The sequence below is a fragment of the Anaerorhabdus sp. genome (assembly GCF_036637135.1).
Lineage (GTDB): Bacteria > Bacillota_I > Bacilli_A > Erysipelotrichales > Erysipelotrichaceae > Anaerorhabdus.
Genome location: NZ_JAVWNC010000041.1, coordinates 1 through 20,771, shown reverse-complemented (window position 1 = coordinate 20,771; position 20,771 = coordinate 1). Strand labels below are relative to the sequence as shown.

At 34.2% G+C, this 20,771-nt stretch carries 14 protein-coding genes; all 14 read left to right on the top strand.

The features are described from left to right. Window positions 1–89 precede the first annotated feature (89 nt). The 14 genes from RR643_RS08230 to RR643_RS08165 all read left to right on the top strand — a co-directional run bounded on the left by RR643_RS08230 (window position 90) and on the right by RR643_RS08165 (window position 20,763). A complete protein-coding gene (locus tag RR643_RS08230) occupies window positions 90–704 on the top strand; it encodes a DedA family protein (RefSeq protein ID WP_332469492.1) in 615 nt (204 codons plus the stop codon). Between the two features lie 241 nt (window positions 705–945). Next, window positions 946–2,502 (top strand): ribonuclease Y, encoded by a 1,557-nt coding sequence (gene rny / locus RR643_RS08225; RefSeq protein WP_332469491.1) that lies wholly within the window; start codon window positions 946–948, stop codon window positions 2,500–2,502. Next, on the top strand, window positions 2,502–3,278 hold the full coding sequence (locus RR643_RS08220; RefSeq protein WP_332482918.1) for a TIGR00282 family metallophosphoesterase: 777 nt from the start codon (window positions 2,502–2,504) through the stop codon (window positions 3,276–3,278). Before rny ends, RR643_RS08220 begins: the two co-directional genes overlap by 1 nt. A gap of 258 nt (window positions 3,279–3,536) precedes the next feature. Then, window positions 3,537–6,074, top strand: coding sequence for a hypothetical protein (locus tag RR643_RS08215; RefSeq protein WP_332482917.1), 2,538 nt, complete (start codon window positions 3,537–3,539; stop codon window positions 6,072–6,074). Between the two features lie 506 nt (window positions 6,075–6,580). Beyond that, window positions 6,581–6,754 carry a 4Fe-4S binding protein gene (locus RR643_RS08210; protein ID WP_332469488.1) on the top strand — a complete coding sequence of 58 codons (174 nt, stop codon included), beginning with the start codon at window positions 6,581–6,583 and terminating at the stop codon, window positions 6,752–6,754. Between the two features lie 146 nt (window positions 6,755–6,900). Beyond that, the gene (gene miaB / locus RR643_RS08205) at window positions 6,901–8,340 is read left to right on the top strand and encodes a tRNA (N6-isopentenyl adenosine(37)-C2)-methylthiotransferase MiaB (RefSeq protein WP_332482916.1); all 1,440 of its coding nucleotides are present in this window, start codon (window positions 6,901–6,903) and stop codon (window positions 8,338–8,340) included. A 79-nt stretch (window positions 8,341–8,419) separates the two neighbouring features. Continuing rightward, entirely contained in the window at window positions 8,420–10,084 is a 1,665-nt protein-coding gene (locus RR643_RS08200) for a ribonuclease J (protein WP_332469486.1), read from the top strand. A gap of 16 nt (window positions 10,085–10,100) precedes the next feature. Continuing rightward, complete coding sequence (locus RR643_RS08195; RefSeq protein ID WP_332482915.1) at window positions 10,101–12,341, top strand: DNA translocase FtsK; 2,241 nt, start codon at window positions 10,101–10,103, stop codon at window positions 12,339–12,341. A 3-nt stretch (window positions 12,342–12,344) separates the two neighbouring features. Then, entirely contained in the window at window positions 12,345–13,844 is a 1,500-nt protein-coding gene (locus RR643_RS08190) for a YjjI family glycine radical enzyme (RefSeq protein ID WP_332482914.1), read from the top strand. 226 nt (window positions 13,845–14,070) lie between these two features. Continuing rightward, entirely contained in the window at window positions 14,071–15,159 is a 1,089-nt protein-coding gene (locus RR643_RS08185; RefSeq protein ID WP_332469483.1) for a BMP family lipoprotein, read from the top strand. Window positions 15,160–15,282: 123 nt separating this feature from the next. Next, window positions 15,283–16,818 carry an ABC transporter ATP-binding protein gene (locus RR643_RS08180; RefSeq protein ID WP_332469482.1) on the top strand — a complete coding sequence of 512 codons (1,536 nt, stop codon included), beginning with the start codon at window positions 15,283–15,285 and terminating at the stop codon, window positions 16,816–16,818. Then, on the top strand, window positions 16,811–17,923 hold the full coding sequence (locus RR643_RS08175) for an ABC transporter permease (RefSeq protein WP_332469481.1): 1,113 nt from the start codon (window positions 16,811–16,813) through the stop codon (window positions 17,921–17,923). The genes RR643_RS08180 and RR643_RS08175 overlap by 8 nt, the downstream gene beginning before the upstream one ends. After that, window positions 17,920–18,879 (top strand): ABC transporter permease, encoded by a 960-nt coding sequence (locus RR643_RS08170; protein WP_332469480.1) that lies wholly within the window; start codon window positions 17,920–17,922, stop codon window positions 18,877–18,879. The genes RR643_RS08175 and RR643_RS08170 overlap by 4 nt, the downstream gene beginning before the upstream one ends. 120 nt (window positions 18,880–18,999) lie before the next feature. After that, window positions 19,000–20,763 carry an FAD-dependent oxidoreductase gene (locus RR643_RS08165; protein WP_332482913.1) on the top strand — a complete coding sequence of 588 codons (1,764 nt, stop codon included), beginning with the start codon at window positions 19,000–19,002 and terminating at the stop codon, window positions 20,761–20,763. Window positions 20,764–20,771: the final 8 nt, after the last annotated feature.

Here is a 20,771-nt window from a genome sequence, read left to right as displayed (position 1 = left end):
TATTTAACATAAATTTAACATTTGATTCAGGTGTAATCTATTGCTTTTTAGGGTGGGAATGTTAGACTGATTTAGATGAGGTGAAATCAATGGAAGCATGGTTACTTGGTATCATAAATACCTTTGGTTATTTCGGTGTTGCATTTTTAATCGCTATTGAAAATATATTTCCTCCGATTCCATCGGAAGTTATTTTAACGTTCAGTGGATTTCTAACGACAAAAAGTGAATTAACCCCAATAGGAGTAGTTATAGCTGCGACAGTGGGTGCATTAATAGGTGCTATCCTCCTTTATTATTTAGGTACTATATTCTCACAAGAAAGAATTGAACAGTTCATGGAGAGTAAATGGGGTAAATGGTTAGGTTTCAAGAAACAAGATTTAGAAAAGACATTAAACTGGTTTGAGAAGTGGGGTAAATATGGTACTTTATTTGGACGTTGTGTTCCAGTAGTAAGAAGTATTGTTTCAATACCTGCGGGTATGGCTAAAATGAAATTCTCTGAGTTTTTGATATTTACAACAATTGGTACATTAGTTTGGAATGTCATATTGGTATTCTTAGGTGTAAAACTTGGTCAAAACTGGGAAGAAGTTATCGTTTTCTTTGATACCTATACCAATGCAATGCTCATTGTCTTTGTTCTTGCAGCGATAGCATTTGTCTTCTTTTGGTTTAAAAAGATTAAAAATAGAGATTAGTAGGTTCCTTGTAAAAGGTACCTTTTCTTTTTAAATTAGGCATATTTAAAGGATTTTTTAGTATTTATGAGTATAATGTATATGGTTTACTAAGTTAATAGTAGACTTTGTATCAATAATAATGGGTATTTATAAAGGATTTAATGTCCACTTTTTCACATTTACTTGTGAAAACAACCAATATTATATATAATATAGGAGAAGTTTTACTTCGGTTTTAAAAAATAATGGAGGAGTTATTATGATTGAATTTAATATTTCGTCCATTTTGTCTGGTGTTATAGGGGTGGTGCTTGGAGTTATCGTGATGATAATTGCAAGCAAAATAGGTTTAAATCGAGAAAAACAAAAAGCAAAATTGCTAATTGAAGAATCTTCAAGTAAAGCAGAAAGTATGCTAAGACAAGCAGCTTTAGATGGTAAGCAACAAGCTTATGAACTAAAACTACAAGCAGAAAAAGAGCTTAAAGAAAAGAAAACAGAGATTCAAGAGATGGAAAACAAACTACTTCGTAGAGAAGATAGTATGAATTTTCGTGATGAAACTTTGTTAACTAAAGAAAAACAAATTGAAGAAAAGAATTTAAATGTTACCGAAAAACTCAATAATCTAGAAAAGATGGAAAAAGAATTACAAGCTAGAATTGACCATCAAATTGTTGTATTAGAAACTGTTGCTCATATGAGTGAACAAGATGCTAAGAAAGAATTAATGGAAGTTGTAGAAAAGAAAATGGAACAAGAAGTTGCGGTATATATTCGTGATAGAGAAGATGATGCTAAATCTAAAGCATCTGAAAAAGCGAAGAATATCATTGCCCTTGCTATCCAAAGATATGCTCAAGAGGAAACAATTGAACGTACAGTATCCGTTGTAGGATTACCTAGTGAAGAAATGAAAGGTAGAATCATCGGAAGAGAAGGTCGTAATATTCGTGCAATTGAACAAATTACAGGAGTTGATCTTATCATTGATGATACACCAGAAACAATTACGATTAGTTGTTTTGATCCAATCCGTAGAGAAGTTGCTCGTTTAGCACTTGAAACTTTAATTCGTGATGGAAGAATTCAACCAGGACGTATTGAAGAAGTAGTAAATAAAGTAACAAAAGAAATGAATGAAACAATTCAAAAAACAGGTGAAGATGCAGTCTTTAAACTTGGAATTGGTAAAATTGATAAGGAAATCGTTCGTTTAATTGGACGACTTAAATATCGTTATAGTTATGGTCAAAATGTATTACAACATAGCATGGAAGTAGCTCATTTATGTGGCATGATGGCTGCTGAACTTGGATTAAACCAAGCTTTAGCGAAACGTGCTGGGTTATTACATGATATTGGTAAAGCACTTGACTTTGAACAAGATGGGTCACATATGGAACTTGGTGCTAAGGTAGCTCGTAAGTATGGTGAAAATGAAATCGTTATTAATTCAATTGAGTCACATCATGGTGATGTTGAACCAACGGGCTTAATTTCTAACTTAGTTGCTGCAGCGGATGCATTAAGTGCTGCAAGACCAGGAGCTCGTTATGAGTCAATGGAAAACTATGTTAACCGTCTTGAACAATTAGAAACACTTGCAAGTCAATTTGAAGGAGTTGACCGTTGCTTCGCTATCCAAGCAGGTAGAGAAGTACGCGTTATGGTTCTTCCTGAAAAGGTTGATGATGTGAAAATGGTTAAGATTGCTAGAGATATCCGCGAAAAGATTGAATCAGAATTAACATATCCTGGTCAAATTAAAGTTACATTGATTCGTGAAACACGAGTTAATGAATTAGCGAAATAATGAAAATCTTGTTTTTGGGAGATGTTGTTGGGTCGGTTGGTCGAACAATCGTCAATAAATATCTTAAGCAAATTCAAGAAGATGAAAAGATCGACATTACAATATTAAACGGAGAAAATGCGGCGCATGGTAAGGGTATTACCAGCCGCATTTATCGTCAATTCATGGAGATTGGGGTAGATGTGATTACATTAGGTAATCATGCCTTTTCTAAAGGTGAGTTGTTGACTACAATGGTGGAATGTCCAAATCTTGTTCGTCCAATGAATTTATTACCAGCGGATATAGGTAAAAGTGTAGTAGTTAAAGAGGTATGTGGACTCAAGGTTGCGATTATTAATCTTTGTGGGGTTATCTTCTTAGATCGTGTTGAAAAAACACCTTATGAGTGTATGGATAAAATATTACAAGATGTAGATGCAGATATTTACTTTGTTGATTTACATGCTGAAGCAACAGCAGAGAAACAAACATTCTGGCACAATTATCGTGATTGTGTTCAAGTCGTTGTTGGTACACATACACATGTTCAAACAGCTGATGAGTGTGTTATTGAAGGTAGTGCATATATTACAGATGTAGGAATGTGTGGTGCTTATGATAGTATACTTGGAAGAGATAAAGAAGAAGTAATTTCTCATGTAGTACATGGTGAATTTACTCATTATACTCCTGCAAAGGGAGAAGGCTTGTTGTGTGGTGTTGTCATTGATATTGATGAAAACACAAAAAAGGCTACTGAAATTAAGCGTATTCAAATTCGACCTACAAATTAGTATTCTAGGCTTTTGTAAGGGTTAAGCAAAGTGAAGAGACAAAATCATTGCGATTTTGTCTTTTTTTGTGAAAAAAGTTTTTTTTAGATAATTAAGCCGAATTCATCAGTTTTAAGCTTGATATAAACTAATGGCTTATTTAGTGTAACTATTCAGATTTTATTTTAAGATATGGCATTAATTAGTATTTAAAATATATAAATGTGTGATATTATTTATTAAAAGAAAACATTAAGTAAATTCTTAAAAGGGGAGAAAATGAAAAAAATATTAATGTGTTTCATGCTATCTATTTTATTAATGATAACAACCGTACCTGTTTATTCAACAGACAAATCGACTGAAATGGGTTCCTTAACAGTCGTTGTTGAATCCTCGGAAAAAGATGGAGTAGTAACACCATTGCTTAAAGCACAATTAGTTGAGGAAGGATATGCATATTATTACGAGTTAACGACTGAAGATAAATCAGCGACTCAACCTGCTTTTGATTCTGTATATAATGGGACAACAGAATTAACCGCAGATACATTCTTGACAGGATGTGGAGAGAATAAGTATGTTCAAGTTATCAAAGTAGATGCAGTAGAACGTAAAGTTATTGCTTGGGGACAAGCCTCAATTGAAGAAGCAATGAGTTTGAAAGACTTAGAAGAAATTGATGTTGAACCTAATAATGGAATGTCTGAAGAATCTTCAGGATTCTCGAAAACAACTATATCTAACTTTTCAATGAACAAATCGACTGAAATGGGTTCCTTAACAGTCGTTGTTGAATCCTCAGAAAAAGATGGAGTAGTAACACCATTGCTTAAAGCACAATTAGTTGAGGAAGGATATGCATATTATTACGAGTTAACGACTGAAGATAAATCAGCGACTCAACCTGCTTTTGATTCTGTATATAATGGGACAACAGAATTAACCGCAGATACACTCTTGACAGGATATGGAAATAATAAGTATGTTCAAGTTATCAAAGTAGAAGCAGTAGAAAGTAAAGTAATCGCTTGGGGACAAGCTTCAATTGAAGAAGCATTGAAACCCAAGGTTTTAGAAGAGATTAATATCCAATTTAGATACAAAGTCGACCAAAAAAAATCATCCTTGTTTCTTGAACTACTACCAGCGATAGAAAGTGATTATCTTTATTTTTATAAAGTATCACAAAATGATGAATCGAGTAATAAACCGGCATATGATTCAATTTTAAATCCTAGTAATTGGATACAATATGCTAATGATAAACCAATTCAACCGTATGGAACTGAAGGATTTATACAAGTTGTTAAGATTAATTCTACCACCAATAAGGTAAAAGCTTGGGGTCAAAAAAAATTAGCAAGTCCAATAGGATATATAACAGATAGCTCAAGTTTAATGGCATATAAACTTACAACGACTTCATTTGATATCATAGGTAAATTTGATGAAAAATGGAAAGCGACTACCTATCATAACAATGGATATAATACTTATATAAAAGATGAACAAGATGAACTATATCAATTGGATGCATCAGGTGATGAAACTAAGATTTCTACAACTGATATTACAAGCGCTATAAATTTGGACATTGTGAATGAAGGAAAATTGATTAAAATTACTTATACAATTAAAAACAAGGGGACAACTGATTTTAAATATGCCTTAGGAAGTGCAGCGGATGTTCAAATTGGGAAAGATGATAAAGCCAAAATAACACCTTTTGATGGGAATACTGGTTTTAAAATGATTTCTTCCGCCGATGAAGATAAAAATGCTGCAGAAGAATATGCGCAATTTAATTTCTTTGGAAAAAATGTAACTGGTGTGACTAGTGTTACCGATTATTGGTATGGTAAATATAGTGGGTATGATAATTACAATGAAGATTGGGCATTCCTCCCAAACTCTAAAATAGAAATAGACAAAAATGGAAACTCTGCGGGTAGTAAATACGACGCTGCAATGGGATATTCTTGGCAAAATCAAACGATCGCAGCAGGTGAAACGAAAACATATTCTATTTTAATTGGTATCGGTGGTGCGAACAGTGAAGAAATTGTTATCCCAACTCCGAAACCAACAAATCCACCAGTTGTAGAAGATAAACCAACGCCAATTCCTACTCCTACTCCAACAACTACACCAAAACCAACTATAAAACCAACTCCGAAACCAACTTTAACACCAACACCTTCACCAATCGTTGAAGAAAATAAGAGTCATGCTGAAATTGTTATGAATGATGGCGCTCCTAAAACAAAAATCAATAATGATATTACAGAACTAGAAAAAATTGTATTTAGTCAAGCTGAAATAGAATTGATTCAAAAAGGAAGCGATGCGAAGATTTTCCTTGAAATTACAGATATTGAAAATACAATCAACGAAGAAGATAAGAAAAAGATCGAAGAAACACTAGGAGAAGAAACTGTTGGTATTTATTTAGATATATCATTATTTAAACAATTAGATAATGAAGATCCAGTTAAAGTTACAAATCCAAATGGTAAAGTAAAAGTGTCTATCCAAATACCTGAAACAATGATTCAAGGTGAGGATGATGCACCAAGAACCTATAAAATTGTTCGGGTGCATGATGGGAAAGTTGATATCATAGAAGGAATCTATGATCCTGTCACGAATGAATTTACATTCGAAACTGAGTTATTTTCTACTTATGCTTTGATTTATGTTGAGAATAAAGTTGAAACAAAACAAAATAATACCTATCTTTATCTATTGTTAGGTGTTGTTGTATTGGGTTCAGCAGGAATCATCGTTTATAATAAAAAGAAAAAAGCTCTATAAATTTTTATAGGTCGCAACAAAAGAAACTAACCGCATGTAAAACCTGTGTTAGTTTCTTTTTATTAGTGAGAGAGTTACTTTTTCATCTTATAAGAAAGTTCTCTACGATTAAAGTAACAAGAGAATATGGGCTTCCATCCATCAAAGAGCAACGATGATTATCGCAAGACGATCAAGGGGATATCAAAAAAGAATACCAAGAGAGTGTCAATACTTTGCGTCTTCTTGGAAACAGATGAAGCGAGTCTTCAATAAAGCTTTGAACACCACCACTGTTAGATGATGGATTTAGACTTTGATGAACTTGAAGCAGGAATCTAAAAACTACGTTAATGAATTTACCCTTCATTAATAACTACTTGGTAGCATAGAAGAGCATTGAGTTTATTGGAAACAAATTCTATGAGAGCGGAATTCGGGAATTTCATAAAGGTTCTTTCATGATTTGTGTAACAAATCAATTTTCTTGTGGTATAATTTATTCAGTTAAAAAGGAGGTAATTCAAATGGCAGTTACAGTTAATAAAGATACTTGTATCGGATGTGGTGCATGTGTAGGAACATGTCCAGTTTCAGCTTTAAGTTTAGATGCAGAAGGAAAAGCTGAATGTGATGGTGGAACTTGTATCGATTGCGGTGCATGTGTAGGAACATGTCCTGTGTCAGCAATTTCTCAATAAAACACTCTAAAAACCAGAGAAATCTGGTTTTTATTATGCTGATATATCAACTGATTGCGATTGAGATTATCCCATTTGATATTTGATTAAAATAGTAAAAAATGCTATACTTCATAAGTATTTTTAAGACTAGGAGAAACAGAACAATGCCTAAAGGAAATTATCAATTACCGTCTTTCAAAGACGCAAAAATAAGGACTAGAGAAGCGGTGAAAATTGAGCACACGCTTTTTAAGTTGCCAGAACCTACAAAGAACTTAGGAGTAGGACGTAAGTTTTATTTAAGAACTTATGGTTGCCAAGCGAATGAACGTGACTCAGAAACAATCGTTGGAATTTTAACTGCGATGGGATTTACACAAACTGACCAAGAAGAAGATGCAGATTTCATTCTTTTGAATACTTGTGCAATAAGAAAAAATGCTGAAGATAAAGTATTAGGTGAATTAGGAATGTTGAAAAAGTTAAAAACGAACAATCCAGATTTACTCTTTGGCTTATGTGGTTGTATGGCACAAGAGGAAGAAATTGTACAATTGTTACTAAAGAAATATCCACAAGTGGATTTAATCTTTGGTACGCATAACATTCATCGTTTACCAGAACTTTTATACCAAACGATGATGAGTAAAGAAAGAACTGTAGAAGTTTACTCAAAAGAAGGTGAAGTAATTGAAAACTTACCTGTAAAACGTTTTGGGCAACATAAAGCATGGGTAAATATCATGTATGGTTGTGACAAATTTTGTACTTATTGTATTGTTCCTTATACTCGTGGTAAGGAAAGAAGTCGTCTAATGGATGATATTTTAGTAGAGATTCAAGAGTTAAAGGATCAAGGTTATAAAGAAGTAACGCTTTTAGGACAAAATGTAAATGCTTATGGAAAAGATTTAGGTCTTGAAGCAGGATTTGCGCATTTGTTAGATGAAGTAGCGAAAATTGGTATACCTCGTGTACGTTTTACTACATCACATCCTTGGGACTTTAGTGATGATATGATTGATGTCATTGCCAAACATGATAACATCATGCCTGCAATTCATTTGCCTGTTCAATCAGGAAACAGTGATATGTTGAAAATTATGGGTAGACGCTATACAAGCGAAGAATATAAAGCATTGTATGATCGTATTATTGCCAAGATTCCAAATTGTACTTTCTCAACTGATATTATTGTTGGGTTTCCAAATGAAACTGAAGAACAATTTCAAGATACATTGGATATGGTTGATTATTGTAAGTATGATTTAGCATATACATTCATTTACTCTGCAAGAGAGGGAACACCTGCTGCAAAGATGGTGGATAATGTTCCGATGGATGTAAAATCCGAAAGACTACAACGTCTAAATGAAAAAATTGGACTATATTCAAATATGAATAACCAAAAATATTTAAATAAAGAAGTAAAAGTATTAGTTGACGGACTAAGTAAAAGGAATGATCAAGTTTTTAGCGGATATAGTGAAGAGAATAAGTTAATTAACTTTACGGGTAAAAATATACACGAAGGAGATATTGTTCGTGTTAAGATTGTTGATGTAAAGAGCTGGTCTTTAAATGGAGAAGCCATCGAAGAATAAATTGAAAAGAGGGCTTTTCGTTGTATTGAAAAGTCTTTTGAAGTATAATTTATGAAAGGTTTAAAAGGAGAAAATTATAATGGATACTGTAAAAATCTTTGCCCTTGGGGGATTAGATGAAGACGGGAAAAATATGTACTGTGTTGAAGTTAACGATTCAATTTTCGTTATCGAAGCTGGACTAAAATATCCCGAAAATGGACAATTAGGAATTGAAATGATTATTCCTGATTTCAAGTACTTAATAGAAAATAAGGATCGTGTTAAAGCAATCTTTATTTCACATGGTCATGACGATGTTATGGCAGCATTACCAAATTTGGTAAAACAAATTCGTGTTCCAATTTATACTGCACCATTGACTGCAGAAATATTGGAAAAGAGATTTAAAAAAGAAGGAATTCAAAAAGCTGAAATTCACCGCATTCAAAGAAATTCATCATTTGAAATTAATGGTATTAACTGTAGAACTTTTGGTGTTACTCAATCCATCGCAGATGGTTTTGGGTTGGCAATTGAAACATCCAAAGGATATGTTGTGTATACATCAGAATTTATCATAGACTATGATACACAAAATGAAGCATTTAGAACTGATATTACGCAATTTACTGATTTAAGTAAGAAAGGCGTTTTAGCTTTACTTGCAGAATCTGTAGGTTCAACACGTGTTGGACACTCTGCGCCACATCATCGTATAACATCATTAATTGAGAATTATTTTGAGGATGCAGAAGGTAGAATTATTATCACAATGTATCATCAAAATTTATATCGCATTATTGAAGTTATTGAACTTGCGAATAAATATGATCGTAAGATTTTATTCTATGATGATACATTAAGAGAATTATTAAAAGATGTTGAAAAACTAGGTTATTATCATATTCCAGCAGGGTTGGAATTACCTAAATCAAAATTTACACAAGACATGCAAAATGTTGTGGTGTTAATTTCTGGTGATGGTGCAAACATCTTTAAACGTGTGCATAAGATTGCGATTAAAGAAGATGATATGCTTGAGTTCAAAACATCAGATACAATCATTATTGCCTCACCTGCAGTTCCAGGAACTGAACGTGAAGCGACTAAAATGGAAAATGACTTATACAAAGAGGGAGCACGTGTTTGTGCAGTTGATGCGAAACGTATGTTCTCAATGCATGCTTCAATAGAAGATTTGAAGATGATGATGTATTTGTTACGTCCAAAATATTATATTCCAGTTAAAGGTGAATATCGCCAACTTGTTACAAACGCAAATATTGCGCTTGATATGGGTTATACTGCAGATAAAATACTTGTACTTGATAATGGACAAATTGCTTTATTCCAAGATGGACGTTTATCAAAGAGTAGTGATTTTATTAAATTAGAAGATGTATTTGTAGATGGTAAAGATAATCTAGATGCTACAGGAATGGTCTTAAAGGATAGAGAAACTCTATCCACAGATGGAGCAATCGTAGTTGGTATTGTTATTAACCACAAGACAAAAGAAGTTATTGGTGGACCTGATATTCAAAGTAGAGGAGTTATCTATTTGAAAGAAGCAGATTACATCATGAAAGAAGTTGGAAATATTCTTGAAAATTGTATTAAAGATGCAGTGAAAGAAAAACGTTACGAGAATACATCATGTCGTATGGATGCACGTGATCGTATTAGTAAATATGTAATGAAAGAAACAGGTAAGAAACCTATGATTTTACCTGCAATTGTGGAAATTAATACTCAAGAATAAATAAGGAGGATATACAATGGCTAAGGCAAAAAAGAAAAAGAAAAAACAAGAGCCGAAAGACCAAGAGTTGTACATGTATGTAATTAGTACTGCACTCATTGTTGTTTTATGTATTGCATTGTTTAAGTTTGGTATCGTTGGATTATTTTTAAACAATGTGGTTCGGTATTTGTTTGGTGATTTCTATTATGCCGCTTGTATAATTGGAATTATTTTAGCGACATTGATTTTAACTCATAGAAAAAAAGGATACGTAAATGCAAAAACAATCATTGCATCGTTATGTATTCTTTTTGCCATCTTGTTGTGGTCAGCTACGTTAGTGGGTTCTGATCTTGTTGGATTTGATGTTTTAAAAACATTTGCTGCAAATACACCTGAATATTTTAAGGAAGTACCTACTATATCAGCTTATGGTGGATTGATTGGTGCATTGCTTTATTCAATTACCTCTGTGTTGATTGCTAAGGAAGGTACGTGGATTTTATCTATAGCGCTAGTCATTTTATCTCTCATATTAATCTTGTCACTAGATAGCTTTAAAGAGGCTCTAGCTTCATTAAAAGGATTCTTTGAATTAAAGAATGCTTGGCGTGAGGATGGGGAAGAATATGAAGAGGAATATGAATATGTTGAAGAGGAAGAAGCAAGCGAAGAAGAAATATTTCCTCAACCTAAAATGATAGGTAAACTTGATCCAAAACAAAAAAAATCAATTTTTGTTGATGTTGTGAAAAAAGATAACGAAGTTGTACAGGAACACGAAGAAAAGAAAGTTACTGCAAATTACGAAATTACAACACCACAACCAGAACGCCAAATGCGTAGTGGTAAACCATATCGCTTACCGCCACTGAATTTACTTCAACCTCTTGGTCCTCGCCAACGTAGCAATTTGAATCAAGTTGCTGCAAATGAAAAGGGAGCACGTTTAATAGAAATATTAGGAAACTTTGATATCGAGGCAGAACTTATCGCAACTCATATTGGACCTGCAGTTACAAAGTTTGAAGTTAAACCAGAATCAAATGTAAAAGTAAGTAAAATTAATAGTGTTTCAGATAATATAAAAATGGAATTAGCTGCTCGCGATATTCGTATTGAAGCTCCAATTCCAGGACGTAATGCTGTAGGAATTGAAATACCAAACGTAGAACCTACTGCGGTAAAAATGATTGAACTGATTAAGACTGTACCTAATGAATTAAAAGATGTGAAAACTTTATTTGTATTAGGGAAAGATTTAATGGGTAAGCCAGTTTATTGTAATCTTCATAAAATGCCTCACTTATTAATTGCGGGAGCAACAGGATCTGGTAAATCAGTTTGTATGAATACAATTATTACTTCGTTCTTATTAAGAACTACTCCGGATGAAGTAAAACTTCTATTAATTGATCCAAAGAAAGTAGAATTTACACCATATCAAAAGATTCCACATTTAATTGGTCCAGTAATTAGTGATGCAGCTGAAGCGTCAAGAGCGTTAAAGGTTGTTGTCCTAATGATGGAAGAAAGATATGAAATCTTCTCTCGTACGCAAGTACGTAATATTGATACGTATAATGAAAAGATTAAGAGTTTCCCAGATGAAAAACTACAACCGATGCCTTATATCGTAGTTATAATTGATGAATTAGCTGACTTAATGGCAATTGCAGGTAAAGAAGTTGAAATGAGTATTCAACGTATTACGCAACTTGCACGTGCTGCAGGTATTCATTTAATTGTTGCAACACAAAGACCAAGTACAGATGTAATTACAGGAATAATTAAGGCAAATATTCCATCACGTATAGCATTCAGTGTATCAAGTGGTATCGATTCAAGAACAATTTTAGATCATATTGGAGCAGAACGCTTGCTAGGTAATGGGGATATGTTGTATCTTCCTATTGGAGAACCTAGTGCAATCCGTCTACAAGGTGTCTATGTAACAGATGATGAAGTTCATAAAATTGCTGAATATTGTTCAAGTCAAGATATTCCACATTATGAAGATGCATTCATTCGATTAGAAGGTGTTGACAACAATGAATCAACTTCTGTATTGAAAATAGAAGACGATCCGATGTATGATGAAGTTAAGGAATATGTCATAGATGCTCAAAAGGCATCAACATCATTATTACAACGTCGATTTGGAATTGGTTATAATAGAGCTGCAAGAATGATTGACTTATTAGAAGAAAGAGGCATTATTGGTCCTGCACAAGGTTCAAAACCAAGAGATGTTTATATCAAGAAGGAGGATTAACGTATGAGTGATGCTTTAAAGATTATTACTGACCCAACTTTAACTTACAATCAACAATTAGTGCAATTAGCGAAACTGGGGGAAAATACAGATCACACGATTGTACTTAGCCCAGAACTTAAAAAAGCAAAAAAAGATGCGATTATTTGTGATTTAGGAGAAGGTAATGCTCCATTTAGACCACGATATATTTGTCCTGATTACTCGATACTTATGAAAAAGGGTAGTGAGTTTTTAGGATTACCTAAACCTAAGGATTTATGGGAAGCATGCAACAGTTTGCTTATTATGTACAAACACGTTCCATCAATCACAACATTCCCAGTATATCTTGGCGATTTAGATATTTTACTTGAACCATTTGTAAAAAAGATGGATCGTGCAGAAGCGAAGAAATGTTTACGACTTTTCTTAACACATATCGACCGTACACTTACGGATTCATTTGTGCATGCGGATATTGGTCCTAAAGATACCCAAACAGGACGAATAATTCTTGAACTAACAGAGGAAATGCAACTTGCAATACCAAACTTAACATTAAAATATGATCCAAAATTAACGAGTGAAGAGTTTGCTGTTTTATGTGCTAAATGTATGATGAAAACAGCTAAGCCATCATTCGCAAATTATAGAATGTATGCAAAAGATTGGGGTAAAGATTTCGCAATAGCTTCATGTTATAACGGCCTTAAAATTGGTGGGGGTGGATTTACTCTTCCTCGCTTAAGAATGTATGAAATGTCAAAGAAGGCTAAATCGCCTGAACAGTTCTTAAAGGAAACTCTTCCTTTCTATACAAAATTAATTTTGAAGAACATGGATGACCGAATTAAGTTCATCGTTGAAACAAGTAACTTCTTTAAAGCTAATTTCTTAGTAACAGAAGGTTTTGTACAACTTGATAACTTTACTGGAATGGTTGGTATGGTTGGACTTGCAGAATGTGTAAACAATCTACTTAAAATCAAGGACCCTACTAAAGGATATGGTAATAACCCAGAAGCCGATAAATTAGGTCAAAAGATTATGGATAAACTTGAAGGTTTAGTTGCAAAACACAAAGCTAAATATGCAGCAGCATTTGATCATCGTTATCGTTTGCATGCTCAAGTTGGTATTGACAGTGATGGTAGAGAGAATTCACCAGGAGTTCGTATTCCTGTTGGTTCTGAACCTGAAATGATTGAACAAATTAAACATGCATGTATGTTCCATAAATATTTCCCTACAGGAGTAGGTGATATCTTCAAGTTTGAAGAAACTTGGACAAAGACACCAGAAGCACTTGTTGATGTTATTCGTGGTGCATTAAACAATGGTATGAGATATTTCTCTGGTTACCTTGCAAACAACGATGTTGTTCGTGTAACAGGATACCTTGTTAAGCGAAGTGAACTAGAAAAATTAGATAAAGGGAAACAATCACTTAATAATGTTTCAGTTTTTGGTAAAGGTGCTCGTGATTTATCATCAGCCCTTGATCGTAGAATTAACAAATAAGACAACTTCGGTTGTCTTTTCTTTTGGTTTCACATAGTATCAAAAAAGTGTTTAAACATTAATGATAATGATGTTCATTCAATTTAAGATATTGTAAGAAAAAATAAATATTTACATGAAAAAAGCGCAGCATCTTTTCATGAATTCACCTGTGTTTATTTGACAATTGATACCATAAAGGTTAATATTTTTATAGGCAAAAAAAGCCAAAAACGGAGGAAAAGAAATGAAAAAAGTATTAAAAAGTGCTTTAGTTCTTCTTTTGACTGGTGCTATGATTGCAGGATGTTCAAGCAAACCTGCAGAAGCAACACCAACACCAGAAGCAGACGGAGGACAAACTGCAACAACTTGTCCAGTTAAAATCGGTTTAGTAACAGATACTGGTGGAGTTGATGACAAATCATTCAACCAATCAGCATGGGAAGGTCTAGTTGCTTACGCTGAAGAAAATGGATTCTCAACTGAAAAAGGTGAATGTATTGATTACTTACAATCAACTTCAGATGCAGATTATATTCCTAACTTATCAACTTTCGCTGATGAAGGATTTGATTTAGTTATCGCAGTAGGATACTTATTCCAAGAAGCTATCGATACAGTTTCTGCTAACTATCCTGACAAAAACTTCTTATTCATCGATTCAGTTTCTGCTGGAGAAAATGTAATGAGTGCTGTTTACAATGCTGAACAAGGTTCATACCTAGTTGGTGTTGCTGCAGGTCTTGAAGCAAAAGCTAATGGTTCTAACACAGTTGGATTCGTTGGTGGTATGGAAGGTGACCTAATTGGAGCATTCCAAGCTGGTTACGAACAAGGTGTATTAGCTGCTAACCCAGATGCTACAATTTATGTTGACTATGCTGATTCATTCAGTGATGATTCAAAAGGTCAAGCATTAGCTGTTAAACAATATGACGCTGGTGCTACAGTAATTTACCAAGCTGCTGGAGCTGCTGGTAATGGAGTTATTAAAGAAGCTAAAGAACGTGGAGACGTTTGGGCTATTGGTGTTGATAAAGACCAATATAACGACGGCGAAGTTGATGGAAAGAACATTATCTTAACTTCAATGATTAAACGTGTTGATATTTCTACAAAAACAGCTGCACAAGCTATTCTTGATGGAACATTCAAAGGTGGAACAGTTGTATTCAATCTTGAAAACGAAGGAGTTGGTGCTGAACTAACTGCTGGACGTAATTTAAGTGATGAAACAATCGCTGCTATCGGTGAATATGCTGCTAAGATTAAAGGTGGAGAAATCGAAGTAAGTGCTACTCCTACAATTGCAAACGGAGCTGCAAACAAATAGTTAAGTTTCAAAAAGGTACTCGAAAGAGTATCTTTTTTTATGAATTTTTTTTAAAAAATAATAAATTAATGGTATAATTATCGTAGGTTTGTAAGCGGTTAGCTTACTAGTAAGGGGTATCAAATGGATTATGCTATTGAAATGCTAAACATAACCAAAGACTTCCCAGGTATACGCGCAAACGACAATGTTACATTGAGAGTTGAGCGTGGAACTATACATGCTTTATTGGGGGAGAATGGCGCAGGTAAATCTACCTTGATGTCTATTCTGTTTGGATTGTATGAGCCGACTGAAGGTATCATAAAAGTCAATGGTAATGAAGTGAAAATTACCAATCCAAACGTTGCAAACGATTTGGGGATTGGGATGGTTCACCAACACTTTAAGTTGGTCCATAATTTTACAGTTACAGAAAATATTATTTTAGGAAGTGAACCTAAAACTAGATTTGGAACAGTTGATACTAAAACAACTTCTAAACGTATTGATGATCTTTCTAAGAAATATGGGTTTGATATTAATCCGTCTCAAAAGATTGAAGATATAACTGTAGGTATGCAACAACGTGTGGAAATTTTAAAAATGTTATATCGCAATGCAGATATATTAATTTTTGATGAACCAACAGCAGTATTAACTCCACAAGAAATTGAAGAGTTAATTGCAATCATGAAGAGTTTAGCAGCCGAAGGGAAAACAATTATTTTAATTACGCATAAGTTAAAAGAAATTAAAGCAGTTGCGGATAAATGTACAGTATTGAGAAGGGGTAAATGGATTGCTGAAGTAGAGGTTGCTAAGACTTCTGAAAAAGAAATGGCTGAACTAATGGTTGGTCGTGAAGTAGACTTCAAAATACATAAACCAGAAATTCAATTGGGTAATAAAGTTCTAGAAATTAAAGATTTATGTGTAAAGAACTCACGAGGTACTCGTGCTGTTGAAAACTTCACATTATCTGTAAGTGCTGGGGAAATAGTTGGTATTGCGGGAATTGATGGAAATGGCCAATCAGAACTTGTTGAAGCAATAACTGGACTTACTTCAATTACATCAGGATCATTGATACTCAATGGTAATGATGTTACAAATTTCTCAATCAAGAAGCGTATTGATTCAGGTATTGGGCATGTTCCAGAAGATCGTCATAAACATGGTTTAATTCTTGATTTCAAACTAAAAGAAAACTTTATAATTCATGGATATAATTCTGAACAATTTAGTAAAAATGGTATTTTAAGTTTTGATAAAATTGATCAATATGCAGATAAACTAATTAATGAATTTGACGTACGTAGCGGACAAGGTAAAGAAACGATTACGCGTTCAATGTCAGGTGGAAATCAACAAAAAGCAATTATAGCTCGTGAGATTGACCGTAGCCCAGATTTATTAATTGTTGTTCAACCAACTCGTGGATTAGATGTTGGTGCTATTGAATATATTCATGGTCGTATTGTAAGTGAAAGAAATGCAGGAAAAGCGGTATTACTTGTTTCGTTTGAATTAGATGAAATTCTAGGTTTAAGTGACCGTATTGCTGTTATGTATAATGGTGGAATTACGGGTTTAGTTAAAGCAAAAGATACTGATGAAAAACAACTTGGTTTAATGATGGCTGGTTCTAAAATTGAGGGGGTAAGTGATCATGAGTAAGAAGAATGAAAAAATCTTAATCCCATTAATTGCAGTTGGCTTAGGTATTATTGTTGGGATGATAATTTTGCTTGTTTCAGGTAAAGACATCGCAACACTATTTGCTGGATTAATTAAAGGTTTAACAGGATATGATATGTTGAAAGCTGGTTCTGCAGTCAATTTACGTTATCCTGGGGAATTCTTAGTAAGTACAATGCCAATTATTTTAACTGGTTTATCTGTAAGTTTTGCATATCGTACAGGTATGTTCAATATCGGATGTGAAGGACAAGTTATCGTTGGTAGTTTAGTAAGTTGTATGGTAGCAATCTTAGTACCAATGCCAAGTATTGCAGCTGCAACTGTATGTATTCTTGCAGGAGGTATAGCTGGAGCATTGTGGGCATTCGTTCCAGGTTTATTAAAATCTAAATTTAATATTTCAGAAGTTGTTACTGGAATCATGTTAAACTATACAGCATTGTATGGTGCTAACTACTTCCTACGTGCATTACCAGGATCTACTGCACAAAGAACAGTGAATATCCCTGAAAACACAATGTTAGGAAGTGAATTCTTTAGACAATTAACTAATAATAGTCGTTTCCACTGGGGATTTATCATTGTGATTATTGCAGTCGTGTTGTTCTGGTTTATCATTGAAAAAACTTCCTTTGGTTATTCATTACGCGCAACAGGTTTTAATAAAGAAGGTGCACGTTATGCAGGTATCAAAGTAAATAAGAGTATTATCTTATCAATTATGATTTCAGGTTTCCTTGCGGGTATTGCAGGTGCTATCGTTGTACAAGGTACATTCGGTTATGGACGTGTAATGGTTGCGATGGATAACTATGGATTTGATGGTATTGCGGTTGCGTTAGTTGGTGGATGTACTGCCATCGGTGTAACACTTGCTGGTATGTTATTCGGTTTATTAAAAGTGGCTCAACCATTACTTCAAACATATGGTGTTCCAAAAGAAATTGGAGATATTATTTCAAGTTCTATCGTATTCTTCGTAGCATTACAGTATGCAATTCAATATTACTTGCTTAAATTTACAACACGTAAGAAAAAGAAAAAACAAGATTTGCAAACGCAAGGAGGTGAAGCGAAATGAGTTTAATTATTTCGATGTTCCCATCAGTGCTAATGATTGCAGCACCAATTATCATTTGTGCGCTTGGTGGATTATTCTCTGAACGTTCTGGTATTGTAAATATCGCACTTGAAGGTATTATGATGGTGGGAGGATTCGCAGGAGCTACAGTATGTGTTCTTCTTGAAGCAAACCCAGCATTAGGTCAATATGCAGGTTGGATTGGTTTAGTTGCAGGTGTTATTGCAGGAGCTTTATATTCGCTTCTTCTTGCAGTATCTACAATCAATTTCAAAGCTGACCACACCATTGCAGGTACAGCATTAAACTTACTTGCAGGTGGGATTACAATTTATTTATGTCAAATTATATTTAATCAACAAAGAACTCAATCATTTTCAAAAGGTATTTCAAAAGTTAAGGAAGTTCCAATCTTATCTGATATTCCTATTTTAGGTGACATGATGTTCAAAAATATTTATCCAACAATTTTCTTAGCAATCTTGTTAGTATTCATTGTATACTTCGTCGTATTCAAAACACCATTTGGATTAAGACTACGTTCTTGTGGTGAAAATCCTCAAGCAAGTGCTTCAATGGGTATTAATGTTTATAAAATGAGATATGCAGGAGTTATTCTATCAGGATGTCTTGGTGGACTTGCAGGAGCAGTAATGGTTCTTACATCGGGTGTTCAATATACAATTGCTTCAATTCATGGGGTTGGGTTTATCTCAATCGCTGCATTGATTTTTGGTAAGTGGAATCCATTTGGAGTTCTAGGCGCTGCAATCTTCTTTGGTTTCTCATCAGCACTTGGTGTATACGCAAGTATGATACCAGTGTTAAATCAATTACCATCAGAATTCTTCGCTTGTATTCCTTATGTATTTACAATCATTGCACTTATCGTGTTTAGCGGTAAAGCAGTTGGACCTAAGGCAGCTGGAGAAATCTACGATTCAGGTAAACGTTAATGTGAAGAGCTAGATATTAATCTAGCTTTTTTTTCGTTTTTCATAACTTGTGCTTGAATTAACAAGTGAATTGTCTTATCATATTAAAAGTAGACCGGTCGTCTACAACGGAGGGATGACATGAAAAAAATTATTTCATTAGTACTTTCATTGTTATTAATTGCAGGATGTAGTACACCTGCATCAAATGAAGGTTCTATGAAGGCAGGTACTTATACTGCCTCAGCAGCAGGTTATCATGGTGATATTACAATTGCGGTAACTGTTGACAGCTCTAGTATTAAATCCATTGAAGTAACAGATGAAAACGAAACAGAGGGTATTGGTAAAGCAGCACTTCCTAATTTAGTTGATCAAGCAGTTAAAGATCAAACAATTGAAGTTGATGTTGTATCAGGGGCTACAATTACATCAGAAGGATTCAAGGCAGCATTAAAAGATGCAATGACTCAAGCTGGTGCTGATTTTTCTAAATTTTCAACTGCAAGTGGTAGTACTGAAGTAGAACAAGTTGAAGAAACTACAGATGTTGTTGTCGTAGGTGGTGGTGTTGCAGGGTTATCTGCGGCATTAACAACTCAACAACAAGGTAAGAAAGTTATATTAGTAGAAAAAATGAGTATCGCAGGAGGAGCATCTGCAATGGCTGGTGCTGGAACAACTGCAACCGGTAGTAAATGGCAAGAAGAAGATGGATATGAAGATTCACCTGAATCATTAAAAGCAGATATGATGAAGAATGGTCATAACTACAATGATGAAGCAACTCTCGATATCTTTGTGAATACAGTAGGAGCAGCATTTGATTGGATCGTAAGTGAAGATGGTGCAAATGTACCTTATGTACGAACTGAAGGTGGAGGAAGAACATACTCTGCTGAAGGGCGTGGAGCTGGTGTTGTAACAAGTTTAACTAACTCATTCACTGAAGGTGGTGGAACACTTTACTTAGGTACAAAAGGAACTGAACTTATTGTTGAAGATAATGTAGTGAAAGGTATTAAAGCTACAGCAAAAGGTAAAGAATATACAATTCATGCAGATTCAGTGATTTTAGCAACAGGTGGTTTTGGTAATAATGATGAAATGATTCCTGAAGAAATTCAAACAGAATATGTATACGCAGGAGCTGCAGGAGCTGAAGGTGATGGATTAAAAATGGCTGAAGCAGTTGATGCTGCTACAATTAATATGGAATTCATCAATGTTCAACCAAACAGTATTGTGATGCCAAGTGGATTAGGTCAATATACAAACCCAGGTGTGGGGAAAGCTTATGGTGTAGGTGGTGCATTCTTAGTTAATGAAAATGGAGAGCGTTTCACCAATGAACAAGGAAATGCCTACGACTTAATTCAAGCAATGAAAGTGAATAAAGCAAATTACTTAATCCTAAATGAAGAAGCATTTAATGCATTCAATGAAGGAATGATGGGTAGTAAAATTTATAGCGAAGATGATGTAAAAGAATGGTTAGCGAATGCAGGTGCATCAAATCCAGTTATGATTGAGGGAAAGACACTGGCAGATTTAGAGACAAGTTTATCATTACCTGAAGGATCACTTAGTACATCGGCAGAAAAATTTGATGCAAGTGTTAAAAATGGTAAAGATGAATATGGTCGAGAATTAAAAGGTGAAATCACAACGGATGGTCCTTATTATGCAATTCAAATGTGGTTACGCTATTATGCTACATTGGGTGGATTGAAGATCAATGACAAGATGCAAGTTGTCAACTCAAAGAACGAACCAATCCAAGGTTTATATGCTGCAGGAGAAGTTGTTGGTGGTCTTGAAGGAGATATCTACTATGGTGGATCATTATTTGGATGGGCAGTCACTAGTGGACACAATGCAGGGTTAAGTGTAATCGAAGAATAAAACTTGAA